Here is a 13,057-nt window from a genome sequence, read left to right as displayed (position 1 = left end):
CCTGCTGACCGGCCCGGCCCTCCGGCGCCTGCCCTGCTGCCTCATCCCAACCCCGCGCGCCACCCATGTCCGCTCCGCGCGCCGCTGCCCGCGCGTCGTTCCCACCCCGCCGACACCAACGGCGGGGCTCGTCCGGCATGAGCCCCGCCGTCGTCCGGTCCCCAGGGTGAACCGGGGAGTCCGGGACCGACCTACCCCAGCGTGCCGGTGGCGAGCAGCCCGCCGTCCACCCGCACGGTCTCGCCGGTGATCCACTCGGCGGCGTCCGAAGCCAGGAACGCGACCAGCCGCGCGACGTCCTCCGGCGTCCCGAGCCGCTTCATCGGGTACCCGGCCGCCGCCTCCTCCTCACGCCCGGTGTACAGGGCCTCGGCGAAGCGGGTCTTCACCACCGCCGGCGCGACGGCGTTCACCCGCACCTTCGGCCCGAGCTGCCACGCCAGCTCCTCCGTCAACCGGATCAGCGCCGCCTTGCTCGCCCCGTACGCCCCGATCACCCCGGTCGACCGCAGCCCGCCCACGGACGCGATGTTCACCACCGCGCCGCCGTGCTCGTGCATCCACGCCTTCCACGCCAGCTGCACGAACCCGAGCGCGGCGACCACGTTGACGTCGAAGATCTTCCGCACCGCGTCGAGGTCCGCGTCCACCAGAGCGCCGAACACGGGGTTGATGCCGGTGTTGTTGACCAGCACGTCCAGCCGCCCGAACCGCTCCACGGTCGCCTCGACGGCCTGCGCGCGGTCGTCGGCGTTTCCTGCGTTTCCCGGGACCGCCAGCACACGATCGGGTGAAACGCCCGCTGCGGTCGCCAGCGATTCGGCCGCCGCCGTGACCGCCTCCGCCTTGCGCGACGTGATCGCCACCGACGCGCCGCGCGACAGCAGCTCCAGCGCGATGCCGTGCCCGATACCCCGACTGGCGCCCGTGACCAGGGCCGCCCTGCCCGTGAAGTCCGAAGTCATACCGGGCAATGTATGCCGGTGGACACACACTGCTGATCAGGTGGCGCCCACCCAGTAGACTGGACCCGTGGTCATCCTCATCGAGTAGGTCCCGCGCCAGCTGCGCCGTTGACCTCGCATGACCACACACCCGGAGTAAAACTTGATCACCGCGACCGATCTCGAGTTGCGCGCGGGCTCGCGCATCCTGCTGTCCGACGCCACCCTCCGCGTCCAGTCCGGCGACCGCATCGGCCTCGTCGGCCGCAACGGCGCGGGCAAGACCACGTCCCTGCGCGTCCTCGCGGGCGAGGGTCAGCCGTACGCGGGCGAGGTCCGCCGCACCGGCGAGCTCGGCTACCTGCCGCAGGACCCGCGCGAGGGCGATCTGTCGGTCATCGCCAAGGACCGCGTGCTGTCCGCGCGCGGCCTGGACCAGCTGCTCCGGGACATGGAGAAGATGCAGTCCACGATGGCCGAGCTGGTCGACGACGCCGAGCTGCAGGAGGCCGTGCGCAAGTACGGCCGCCTGGAGGAGCGGTTCTCGGCGCTCGGCGGGTACGCGGCCGAGAGCGAAGCCGCCCGCATCTGCGCGAACCTCGGCCTGGCCGACCGCGTGCTCGCCCAGCCGCTGCGCACGCTGTCCGGCGGTCAACGCCGCCGCGTCGAGCTGGCCCGCATCCTGTTCGCCGCCTCCGAGGGCGGCGTCGGCACGAAGTCCAGCACGATCCTGCTGATCGACGAGCCGACCAACCACCTCGACGCGGACTCCATCGCGTGGCTGCGCGGGTTCCTGAAGTCGCACGAGGGCGGCCTGGTCGTGATCAGCCACGACGTCGAGCTGCTCGACGACGTGGTCAACAAGGTGTGGTTCCTCGACGCGACGCGCGGCGAGGTCGACATCTACAACATGGGCTGGAAGAAGTACCTCGAAGCGCGCGCCGCCGACGAGAAGCGCCGCCGGCGTGAGCGCGCCAACGCGGAGAAGAAGGCCGGCGCGCTCATGGCGCAGGCCGACAAGATGCGCGCGAAGGCCACCAAGGCGGTCGCCGCGCAGAACATGGCCCGCCGAGCCGAGAAGCTGCTGTCCGGCCTGGAGGACACCCGCCAGGCGGACAAGGTCGCCAAGATCCGCTTCCCGCAGCCCGCCACCTGCGGCAGGACGCCGTTGACCGCGGAGGGCCTGAGCAAGTCTTACGGCTCGCTGGAGGTCTTCAGCGGCGTCGACCTGGCCATCGACCGCGGCTCACGGGTGGTCATCCTCGGGCTGAACGGCGCCGGCAAGACCACGTTGCTGCGGCTGATCGGCTCGATGGAGCGCCCGGACAGCGGCGAGGTGATCGCCGGCCACGGCCTCAAGCTCGGCTACTTCGCCCAGGAGCACGAGACGCTCGACCATGAGGCCACGGTGTGGCAGAACATCCGCCACGCCGCGCCGGACACGCCGGAGCAGCAGCTGCGGTCGCTGCTGGGCACGTTCCTGTTCAGCGGTGAGCAGCTCGAACAGCCCGCCGGCACGCTGTCGGGTGGCGAGAAGACCCGGTTGGCGCTGGCCGGCCTGGTGTCGAGCGCGGCGAACGTGCTGCTGCTGGACGAGCCGACGAACAACCTCGACCCGGCCAGCCGCGAGCAGGTGCTCGACGCGCTGCGGCGGTACGAGGGCGCGGTCGTCCTGGTCACGCACGACCCCGGAGCGGTCGAGGCGCTTGAGCCCGAGCGGGTGATCCTGCTGCCCGACGGCACGGAGGATCACTGGTCCCAGGAGTACCTGGAACTCGTGCAGTTGGCCTGAGCCAACGGGTTTCGCCTCTCTCACCCGAACGTGAGCACTGATCGACTCTGTGTGATCAAACGACCGCTCGCAGATCATTTCGCTTGATCACCTGGCGTTCTTGGTCTTCGTGTTCGATCATTGCGACGACAGGGGCTTACGAAGGCCCGACCTGCTGTCTACGGAAGGCGGGACAAGGTGGCTGACCTGAAGAAGGGTGCCCGGATTACCGGCGCCACGCGGGACAAGCTGGCCGCTGACCTGAAGAAGAAGTACGAAAAGGGCGCGAGCATCCGGGCGTTGGCCGAGTCCACCGGGCGCTCCTACGGCTTCGTGCACCGGGTTCTCAGCGAGTCCGGTGTGCAGCTGCGCGGTCGCGGTGGCGCCACCCGCACGAAGAAGAAGTAAGCTACCCTCCGGTAACCACAAGGCGTCGAGGAGAGACGACGCCTGACGAAACCCGGGGGTTCACGCATGTCGGCACCGACCACCATCGACGCCGACCTGCTGGAACGCGGAGGCGTGCGGCTCGTCGTGGACGGACCGCGCGCGACGATCACGCTCGACCGTCCCGATGTGCTCAACGCGCAGACGCCGTCGACCTGGGTGGCGTTGCGGACGATCGGTGAACAGCTGGGCCCGGACGTCCGCGTCGTGGTCGTCCGGGGTTCCGGTCGCGCCTTCTCCGCAGGGCTCGACCGGCGCATGTTCACGGGCGCCCCGGTGGAGGGCGAACCGGGTCTGCCGGACATCACGCGACGGGGACCCGAAGCAGGCGCCGCGCTGATCGCGGAGTTCCAAGAGGGCTTCCGCTGGCTGCGCGACCCGGCTCGGGTGACGATCGCCGCGGTGCGCGGGCACGCGATCGGCGCGGGCTTCCAGCTCGCGTTGGCGTGCGACTTCCGCGTGGCCGCCGACGACGTCAAGTTCTGCATGGCCGAGACGTCGCTCGGCCTGGTGCCCGACCTCGGCGGCACGTTGCCCCTAGTGCGCCTGGTCGGGTACTCGCGCGCGGCCGAGATCTGCCTGACGGGGCGGCGGGTCGGCGCCGAGGAGGCGCTGCGGATCGGCCTCGCGACCACCGTCGTGCCCGCGGACGGGTTGGACGGCGCGGTCGACGCCCTGGTCGGCCAGTTGCTGCAACCGATGCCCGGCGCCGTTCGGGAGACGTTGGCGCTGCTGGCGTCGGCGGCGGACGGCGCTTCGGAGGAGGAGCAGCTGCGGGCCGAACGTGAGGCGCAGCTGCGCCGCCTCGCCGAACTGTCCGCCCTGGCCGGCGGCCAGAGCTGACACGAGGCCAAACACGATCGGGTGAGATCGGGCCGAAAATGTACGGAAACACCGTTCCCGTACCTCGGTTGATATGACCGAGCCCCGAACCACCCCGAACCCATCCCGCCCGAACCAATCCCACCCCGCCATCCGACACCCGACACCCGACACCCCGACCTCACCCATCCGCCACCGCCGACCCTCCCCCCCGGCCACGCCGCCCCCATGCAGACCGCCCCTGCGCCCACCCCACGCAGCCCGTCCCGCCCACCGCAGCTCCGCCGCCCACTGCACACCCACCGCAGAGCGCCCCAAGCCACCCCACAGCAGCGCCGCCGAAGACCCGCCCCGCCGCAGACCGCCGCCCGTTCCGCCACCGCCGTCCGCACGCGGATGACGCGCTCGGAGGGTGGGCGTCCGCAGCTCCGCCCGGGTCGCAAACGCTTTCCGGGTCGTGGCGCCCGCAGGAACGGGAACGTCGAGCGGGCCGTGGGCGTTACCGTCTGTCGTGGACGGTTCCTGGGGATTGATGCGCAGCGCGATGCGGGCGTCGGACGTGCCAACGGCGGTGCGGCGGGGGACGTTCCGGCGGGTGTGGGGGTTCGCCGGGCCGCACCGGCCCAAGCTGGTCGTGTTCCTGCTGCTCACGGTCGTGTCGGCGGTGCTGGCGGTCAGCACGCCGGTGTTGGCCGGACGCGTGGTGGACGCGATCGTCGGCGGCCGGGACGTGTCCGTCGTGGTGTGGCTGGCCGTGGTGATCGCCGGCATCGCGGTGGTGGACGCGGGGCTCGGGCTGGTCGAGCGGTGGCAGTCGGCGCGGATCGGGGAAGGTCTGATCCACGACCTGCGGCGTGCCGTGTACGAGCACGTGCAGCGCATGCCGATCGCGTTCTTCACCCGAACGCGTACCGGTGCGCTGGTCAGCCGGCTGAACAACGATGTGATCGGCGCGCAGCGGGCGTTCACGTCGACGCTCTCCGGGGTGGTCACCAACGTCATCCAACTGGGGCTCTCGCTAGGCGTGATGTTCACCCTTTCGTGGCAGGTGACCGCGCTCGCCCTGGTGTTGTTGCCGGTGTTCGTGATCCCCGCGCGGCGCATGGGCAGCCGGATGGCGGACCTCCAGCGCGAGGCGTCCACGCTGAACGCGGGCATGACCACCCAGATGACCGAACGGTTCTCCGCGCCGGGCGCGACGCTGGTGAAGCTGTTCGGCCGACCCGAGGCCGAGACCGCCGAGTTCGACGAACGGGCGGCGCGCGTCCGCGACATCGGCGTCCGCACCGCGATGGCGACCCGCTGGTTCATGACCGGCCTGACCCTGGTCTCCGCCCTGGCCCAAGCCCTGGTCTACGGCCTCGGCGGCTACCTCGCGCTGACCGGTCACCTGGCGGCGGGCACCGTCGTCTCGCTCGCGCTCCTCCTGACCCGCCTCTACTCGCCGCTCACCGCCCTCGCCAACGCGCGGGTCGACGTGATGACCGCGCTCGTGTCGTTCGAACGCGTCTTCGAAGTCCTCGACCTCAAGCCGATGATCGCCGAACCGACCCACCCGCGCCGCGTGCCCGACGGCCCGGCGTCCGTCGAGTTCGACGACGTCCGGTTCGCCTACCCGGCGGCGGACAAGGTCTCGCTGGCCTCGCTGGAGTCAGTGGCCACATTGGACACCCGTGGCGGTCAGGAAGTGCTGCACGGCATCAGCTTCCGCGCCGAGCCCGGACAGCTCGTGGCGCTCGTCGGGTCGTCCGGCGCGGGCAAGTCGACCATCGCCTCCCTGATCCCGCGCCTCTACGACGCGGACTCCGGCGCGGTCCGGCTGTCCGGTGTGGACGTCCGTGAGCTGGCGTTCGACTCGATCCGGCGGACCGTCGGCGTCGTCACCCAGGACGGTCACCTGTTCCACGACACGATCCGCGCGAACCTCGCCTACCCGCGACCGGAGGCGACCGAGGACGAGCTGTGGGACGCGCTGCGCCGCGCCCGCCTGGACCACCTCGTCGAATCACTGCCCGACGGCCTCGACACCGTGGTGGGCGAGCGCGGTTACCGGCTCTCCGGCGGTGAACGGCAGCGGCTCACCATCGCCCGCCTGCTCCTGGCCCGGCCGCGCGTGGTCATCCTGGACGAGGCGACCGCGCACCTGGACTCCGAGTCGGAGGCCGCGGTGCAGGTCGCGCTGACCGAGGCGTTGCGCGGCCGGACCGCGCTGGTGATCGCGCACCGGCTGTCCACGATCCGCGCGGCCGACCAGATCCTGGTCGTGGAGGGCGGACGCGTGGTGGAACGCGGCACGCACGCCGAACTGCTCGCGGCGGAGGGGCGCTACGCGGAGCTGTACCGCACGCAGTTCGCCGAAGCGCCCACTGAAGCGCCTGCTTGAAGCGCCTGCTGAATCGTCCGCCGAAGCGCTCACCGAGGGGCCGCCCGCCGAAGGATCGCCCGCTGTGAAGGCCTCCGCGGACCTGGAGACCGCCGGCTGATCACCTGCGGCTGAAGGCGCCCCGCTAGAGCCCGCCGAGGAACGTGCCGGTGGCGGCGACCGCGACCTTGGACGAGCCGCCGTTCACCACCAGCACGGCGAACGCCAGGTCCCCCCGGTACCCGATGAACCAGCCGTGCGACCGGGTGCCGTCACCGAACTGGGCGGTGCCGGTCTTGCCGCGCACGGCGCCGTGAACGGCGAGCTCGCGGGCCGTGCCGCCGGTGACGACCTCGCCCATCATCGAGCGCAACGCGCCCACGACCCCACCGGGCAACGCCGCCGGCGCCTGGCCCTCGGTCGGGATCTCCCGGATCAGCCGCGGCACGGGCGTGCGGCCGTTGGCGACCGTGGCCGCGACCAGCGCCATGCCGAACGGCGTCGCCTGCACCTCGCCCTGGCCGATGCCCGCCTCCACCCTGGCCGGCACGGACTCGGCGGGCGGGACCTTGCCGGTGTTGGTGGTGATGCCCGCGACCGTGAAGTCCGACGTCAGCCCGAAGTACGCGGCGGCCTGGGGCAGCGCGGTCGGGGGCAGGTCCGCCGCCAGCCGGCTGAAGCTGGTGTTGCACGACGCCGCGAACGCCCGGTGCAGCGGCACCGTGCCCAGCTCGAACGAGTCGTCGTTGGTGATCTGCCGGGTGCCGATGGTCGCCTTGCCCGGGCACGCCACCGGCGTGTCGGCCGTCGCCAGGCCACTGGTCATCGCCGCCGTCGCCGTGACGACCTTGAACGTCGACCCAGGCTCGTAGTGGCCGTAGAGCGCGAGCGGGTCGTGCCCGGCGGTCGCGTTCTGCGCCACCGCCAGGATCTCGCCGGTCGACGGCTGGATCGCCACCAGCATGGCCTGCTGACCACCGACCTGGTCGACCGCGACTTGCGCAGCGGCCTGCGTCCTCGGGTCCAGCGTGACCGTCATCGACTGCGGGACCTGCGCCTTCTGCTCCCGCAGCACTGCGACCGCCGCCCCGGCCTGGTCCACGATGGCGACCCGCCAACCGGGCGTGCCCTTCAGCGTGCCGACGGCCGCGCGCACCGAGTCCATCACCACGGGCGCGAAGCCCGGCGGCGCGGGCTGGCCCGTGCGGTCGAACAGCGCGCCGTCGGCGGGCGTCGTGGTGTAGGCCAGGCTCTGGCCCTCGGCGAGCTGCGGGTGCAGCAAGGTCGGCGCCCAGTGCACGCGCCACTGGGCGTCCACCAGTCGCAGTTCGGCCTTGGTCGCGTACTCGAGCGGCACACCGCCCGGCAACGTCCACGTGACGTTCGCGTCCACCTCGGCCGTCGTGGCGCCGTCGGCGACCTGCGGCAGCCTGCCGAGCCGCGCCTGGAACGTCGCACCCGGCATGCCCTGCCGGGTGCGGGCGATCACCGCGCCCGCCACGTCCGCCGCGTCGGTGACCGCCGCCGCCTGTCCCGCCTGACCGGACGTCATCGCGGTGAAGAACTGCTGGGCGATGACGCCCGGAGCCACCCGTTCGGGTTTGTCGTCGGCCGTCCGCTCGTCGTTCGGCCACAGCACCAGCGCGCCCGCGACGATCACCGCGACCGTCACGGCGCCCCCACCGGCCAATACCCAGCGCTTCATCCTCTTGTTCACGGAATTCCCCCCTCAGCGCCCGGAGATTAACCCGGACGTGTGGAGAATTCGTGAACGTCGATTCAGCCCAGCTGGGGCACCCGCGTCTGGTACTTGCGCAGCAGGTCGGCGTTGGCCGCGTCCCCGCCCTCGACGTTCGCGCTGCGCCACAGCGGCAGCGGCACGCGCGCCTCGGCGGCCTTGTCGACCAGGCGCACCATCAGCAGGTTCCACAGGAACGCGGTCGCGATCGTGGACACGGCGGCGGTGACGGGGTTCGCGAGCGGGTAGGTCGCGTCGCCGGGTGGCACCAGGTTGTCCAGCACCACGGTGGCGTTCTCGGCGAGCGTGGTGCCCGCACGGCGCGGTGCGAGCGCGCTCGCCGCGACCGACGTCACCGCGACCACGGGGCAGCCGGCGTTCGCCGCGAGCACCGCCAGTTCCACCGGGTACGGGTTCACGCCCGAGGTGGAGAAGACGAACAGCACGTCGTGCGCGGCCAGGCCCGCTTCGCGCAGCACCTCGGCGGCCAGGCCGGAGCGGCGTTCGGCGGACGTGCTGCTCACCGCGCCGTGCATGGGCAGCAGTTCGGGGTGGTAGATCGGGCGGACGCAGGCCAGGCCGCCCGCGCGGTAGAACGTCTCGGCGACGGCGGCGAGGGAGTGGCCCGCGCCCGCCGTGAGCACCATGCCGTCCGCGCGGACGCTCGCCAGCACCAGTTCGGCCACGTCGTCCAGGGCCGCCGCGTTCTGCTGCTCCACCCTGGTGAGGTGGGTGCGCACGACGTCGCCGTAGTCGGTGTCGGTCGCGGGCTCGGTCGTCATGCGGTCCTCCAGTGGTCTATACCAAACGGTGCCGGTGCCAAGTCCTACCGGATCGTCCCATCACCCGCCAGGGTGTTGACCCACGAACATGTCCGGTGTTCAAATGAACGCCATGGACGTGTCCTGGCGTCACGAGAAGATCCTCCACCGCTTGCGGGGCGGCGAGCGGGTGTCCGTCGGCAGCCTGGCGGACTTGGTGGGCACCTCGGAGATGACGGTGCGGCGCGACCTCGACGTGCTGGAGCGGGAAGGGCTGCTCCGGCGGGTGCGCGGTGCGGCGGTGAGCATGTTGACGGGGGAGGAGACGCCTTATGCGGCACGGGCGCGGCAGCGGTTGGAGGCGAAGCGGCGGATCGGCGGTGCGGTCGCGGCCCTGCTGGACGACGGCGAGACCGTGGTGCTCGACGGCGGCAGCACCACGGTGGAGGTGGCGCGGCGGCTCGGCGAGCGGCGGCTGACCGTGCTGCCGCTGTCGTTGCACTCGGCGGACGAGCTGAGGGGGGCGGAGCAGGTGCGGATGGTGTTGCCGGGTGGCGACATCCGGCCCGGTGAGCTGGCGTTCGTCGGGCCGTTGACGGAGCACGCGTTCCGGGTGATGCGGTTCGACACGATGGTGCTCGGCAGCTGCGGGTTGAGCGCGCGCAACGGTGTGTCGGCGCACGACCTGGCCGAGGGCGCGGTGAAGAAGGCGGCGGTCGAGGCGTCGGCGCGGGTGATCGCGGCGATCGACAGCTCGAAGTTCGGGCGCACGGCGTTCGGTCGGGTGTGCGCGGTGGAGGAGATCGACGTGCTGGTGACCGACTCGGACGCGCCGGAGGGGGAGGTGAGCCGGATTCGTGAGGCGGGGGTGGAGGTGATGCTCGTCTGACGCCGCCGACGCCACCGGTGTCGCCGGCGGGCGCGGTCGGCGCGCGGTCGGCGACTGGGCGGCTCTGTACCTGTGAGACGCCGTCCGCAGGTCGCGGGAGCGGGGCGTGCCGGCTGGGGCCACGCCGGGTTCGCCACGCTGGTGCTCTTCCGTCGCGTGATGGGCGACCGGCGGGTCGTGCGCTTCGGCACGGTGTACTGGCCAGGTGGTGGGTCCTCTGGTCCTGGGTGCCGGCGGGGTAGTTCGGATCTAGGTCGGGTCCCGTGGTGTGCTGGTAGGGCTGGTAGAACACGGGTGTGGCGCGTTTCGACTTGACCGATGCCGAGTGGGGCCTGATCGAGCCGCACGTGCTGGTGGCGGCTACCGGGCCGTCGTCCCGTCAGGCGCGGGAGGAGTTCAACGGGATCCTGTGGCGGTTCCGCAACGGATCGGATTGGCGCGACATCCCGCAACGGTACGGGCCGTGGTCCACCGTCTACTCCCGATTCAACGCCTGGGCCAAGGCGGGGGTGTTCCAGACGTTGATGGACGCGCTGATCGCCGAAGCGGCGTCACGTGGACAGGTCGGTCTTGACCTGGTCGGCGTGGACTCCGTGATCGTGCGTGCGCATCACGAATCGGCAGGGCTGGCGATTGCCGGGGAGACCCTCGACGCGCTGGAACAGGCGCTGACCGAGGAAAAGGGGACTCCGTTGCCCGCACAGCAGCGGGTGCTGCGGGTGATCCAGCGCGGTCGGCACCGGGCACGGCCGACGCGGGCACATCACCCGATCAGGATCATGCCGCCCTCCGACGTCGCGGGAAGGCGCGGGCGAGGGCAAAGGCGCGGGCGAAGGCAGCCGGGCTCGGCCGGTCCCGAGGCGGGCTGAGCAGCAAGATCTGCGCCGCAGTCGACATTCACGCTGCGGTCGACGCCGCCAAGCTGCCGTTGGCGTTCGTGCTGACGTCCGAGCCCGTGGTTTCAGGCCGTGGTGGTTCGGGGCTCGGTCATATTAACCGAGGTGGGGTAACAGTGTTTCCGTACATTTTCGGGCGATGATCACCCGATGGTGTGACGGGGGTGTCTGAGGTGTCCGGGGTGGCGGGTGACGTTGTGGTCCCAGGGGCCGAGGTGCGGTTGTCAGGGGCGAAGGTAGCGCGGTTCGACTGGGGGGAGGGGTTTTTCCGGCAGGTTGGCGTGGGCCTTGGTCATGAAGTCGAACCACGTGCGCGCGGGCAGGGTGCCGCCGTAGATGTCACCCTCGCCGCACAGCCGGGGTGGGCCGGCGTTCACGCAGATGCCCCGTGGCGAAGTGCTGTCGTTGAACACCTGCACCGCACCGGCGTAGTCGGGGGTCGCCCCCAGGAACGCGGCGGACTTGTACTCCTCCGTCGTGCCGGTCTTCCCCAGCGCCGGCCGGGTCCACCCGTACTGCTTCGCCGCCGCGGCGGCGGTGCCGCGGTCCTGGTCGTCCCCGCTCAACCCCACCGCCAGCGCGTTCGCCAACGGCTCCTCCACGACCTGCTCGCACGGCGCGTCGGTGAACCCCGTGTCCTCGCCGTTCCGGTCGGTGATCTTCACGATCGGCGTCGGCGGGCACCACACGCCACCCGACATCAGCGTCGCGGCCACGTTCGCCAGCTCCAGCGTGCTGGTCGGAGCCGGCCCGAGCGTGAACGACGCGTTCCCGGCCTTCTTGTAGAAGTCCGCCTGCGTCACCCGCAACTCCTTCTGCTTCGACTTCGGGTCCGGCGGCACGCCCGCGATGTTCGTCGCCAGCGTGTCCCGCATCCCCAGCCGGTACGCCATGTCGACCACCGAGTCCAACCCGACCTGCTCCTCCAGGATCACGAACGCCGTGTTGGGCGAGGTCGCCAACGCCTCCTTCAGCGGCATCCGGGGCGGGTAGCTGCCGTCGTGGTTGCGCAGGCAGTACCAGTACGTGAACGGCTCGCCGGTGCCCGGGCACCCAGGTGCACCGCCGCGGAACACGCGTGAGGAGTGCGAACCGGGCGACTCGATGACGCTCTCGATCCCGAGCCCGCCCTTCTCCAACGCCGACGCGGCCGTGAACACCTTGTACACCGACCCCGCGCCGAACTTGTTCTCCACCGCGCTCGGCAGGTCGAACTGGGTCTGGAACTGCTCCTTGTGCAGCCCGTAGTCCCGGTTGGCCACCAGCGCCACCACCTCGTGCCGCTCCTTGCCCGGCCGCACGACCGCCGCGGTGTTCGCGATGCCCTCGATCGTCTTCGGCACCTGCGCCTCGGCCGCCTGCTTGGCCTGGACCGTGAGCGAGCGGTCCAAAGTGGTCTGGATGGTGTAGCCGCCGATCTTCAACTCGTTCAACGAGTACCCGTTGCGGGTCAGGTGGTTGATCACGAACGAGCAGTAGAACCCGAACTCCACCCCGGACCCGACGCACCCGGTCGGCAGTGGACGGACGGGCGTGGACAGGCCCAGCGGCGCGCGCTTGTGCGCCTCGGCCTGCTCGCGGGACAGCTTGGCGTTCTCCGCCATCAGGTCGATGACCATGTTCCGCCGCTCGACCGCCTTGTCCGGCCGGGCCTCCGGGTCCAGGAACGTCGGGCTGTTCACCATCCCGGCGAGCAGCGCCGCCTGCGGCACGGTCAACCGGTCGGGCGTGGTGTCGAAGTACGCCTGGGACGCCGCCGCGATGCCGTAGATCGTGCCGCCGAACGGCACCACGTCCAGGTACCGCGACAGGATCTCGTCCTTGGTGAGCTGCGACTCCACGTGTACCGCGATGCGCGCCTCCCGCAGCTTGCGGGACAACGTCTGCTCCTGCGCCTTCTTCTGCCCGCCGGCGTCCTCCCGCTCCAGCACGTGCACGAGGTGGTTCTTGACGTACTGCTGCGTGATCGTGGAAGCGCCCTGCGAGACGGAGCCCTCGGACTGGTTGCGCAACGCGGCGCGCAGCGTGGCCAGCCAGTCGACGCCGTTGTGCTCGTAGAACCGGCGGTCCTCGGCGGACACCAGCGCGTCCTTCATGACCTGCGCGACCTTGTCCGGCGGCGTGAGCACGCGGTACTGGTCGTAGAGGTAGGCGAACGGGACGCCGTCCTTGTCCGTGATCGTCGTCATCAACGGCGGCGGCGAGTCCAGCATGCTGACCGTGGTGGCGGCCACCTGGTCGCTCACCCTGTTGGACACCAGGCCGGCGGCGCCGACGACCGGGATCGCCATCCCGGCGACCAGCACCCCGGCCACGAGGCAGAGGCCGATGAGTTTCGCGAGGGAGGCGGTGCGCATGACTGGGGAGTTACGCTCGGACGGGCGGCGGAAACACCTGAGAGGCCGGTTTCACCGCAACTACGGATAA

At 71.2% G+C, this 13,057-nt stretch carries 10 protein-coding genes; 6 read left to right on the top strand and 4 right to left on the bottom strand.

The window, feature by feature from the left end:
• Positions 1-191: 191 nt before the first annotated feature.
• Complete coding sequence (locus ACQPYE_RS29715; protein ID WP_498716105.1) at positions 192-965, bottom strand: SDR family oxidoreductase; 774 nt, start codon at positions 963-965, stop codon at positions 192-194.
• Positions 966-1,107: 142 nt separating this feature from the next.
• On the opposite strand from ACQPYE_RS29715, the gene ACQPYE_RS29710 reads away from it, so the two are divergent.
• The 4 genes from ACQPYE_RS29710 (at position 1,108) to ACQPYE_RS29695 (ending at position 6,367) form a co-directional block, all read left to right on the top strand.
• Complete coding sequence (locus ACQPYE_RS29710; RefSeq protein ID WP_498716103.1) at positions 1,108-2,736, top strand: ABC-F family ATP-binding cassette domain-containing protein; 1,629 nt, start codon at positions 1,108-1,110, stop codon at positions 2,734-2,736.
• 177 nt (positions 2,737-2,913) lie between these two features.
• Positions 2,914-3,123, top strand: a complete 210-nt coding sequence (locus ACQPYE_RS29705) for a helix-turn-helix domain-containing protein (RefSeq protein ID WP_015103570.1) — start codon at positions 2,914-2,916, stop codon at positions 3,121-3,123.
• Positions 3,124-3,189: 66 nt separating this feature from the next.
• The gene (locus ACQPYE_RS29700; RefSeq protein WP_498716101.1) at positions 3,190-4,005 is read left to right on the top strand and encodes an enoyl-CoA hydratase/isomerase family protein; all 816 of its coding nucleotides are present in this window, start codon (positions 3,190-3,192) and stop codon (positions 4,003-4,005) included.
• A gap of 490 nt (positions 4,006-4,495) precedes the next feature.
• Positions 4,496-6,367 carry an ABC transporter ATP-binding protein gene (locus ACQPYE_RS29695; RefSeq protein ID WP_498716099.1) on the top strand — a complete coding sequence of 624 codons (1,872 nt, stop codon included), beginning with the start codon at positions 4,496-4,498 and terminating at the stop codon, positions 6,365-6,367.
• A gap of 124 nt (positions 6,368-6,491) precedes the next feature.
• Here ACQPYE_RS29695 and ACQPYE_RS29690 read toward each other — a convergent pair whose 3' ends face one another.
• Complete coding sequence (locus ACQPYE_RS29690; protein ID WP_498716097.1) at positions 6,492-8,063, bottom strand: penicillin-binding transpeptidase domain-containing protein; 1,572 nt, start codon at positions 8,061-8,063, stop codon at positions 6,492-6,494.
• Between the two features lie 62 nt (positions 8,064-8,125).
• Positions 8,126-8,866, bottom strand: coding sequence for an SIS domain-containing protein (locus ACQPYE_RS29685; RefSeq protein ID WP_498716096.1), 741 nt, complete (start codon positions 8,864-8,866; stop codon positions 8,126-8,128).
• 103 nt (positions 8,867-8,969) lie between these two features.
• On the opposite strand from ACQPYE_RS29685, the gene ACQPYE_RS29680 reads away from it, so the two are divergent.
• A complete protein-coding gene (locus ACQPYE_RS29680; RefSeq protein WP_498716094.1) occupies positions 8,970-9,734 on the top strand; it encodes a DeoR/GlpR family DNA-binding transcription regulator in 765 nt (254 codons plus the stop codon).
• Positions 9,735-10,030: 296 nt separating this feature from the next.
• Entirely contained in the window at positions 10,031-10,603 is a 573-nt protein-coding gene (locus ACQPYE_RS29675; protein WP_498716092.1) for a transposase, read from the top strand.
• Positions 10,604-10,854: 251 nt separating this feature from the next.
• Here ACQPYE_RS29675 and ACQPYE_RS29670 read toward each other — a convergent pair whose 3' ends face one another.
• Positions 10,855-12,987, bottom strand: a complete 2,133-nt coding sequence (locus tag ACQPYE_RS29670; protein ID WP_498716091.1) for a transglycosylase domain-containing protein — start codon at positions 12,985-12,987, stop codon at positions 10,855-10,857.
• Between the last annotated feature and the right edge of the window lie 70 nt (positions 12,988-13,057).

The sequence above is a fragment of the Actinosynnema sp. CA-299493 genome, assembly GCF_050946825.1.
In the GTDB taxonomy this organism is placed as follows: Bacteria; Actinomycetota; Actinomycetes; order Mycobacteriales; family Pseudonocardiaceae; genus Actinosynnema.
The sequence above is the reverse complement of the archived record's forward strand: the minus strand, read 5'-3'. Positions and strand labels throughout refer to the sequence as shown.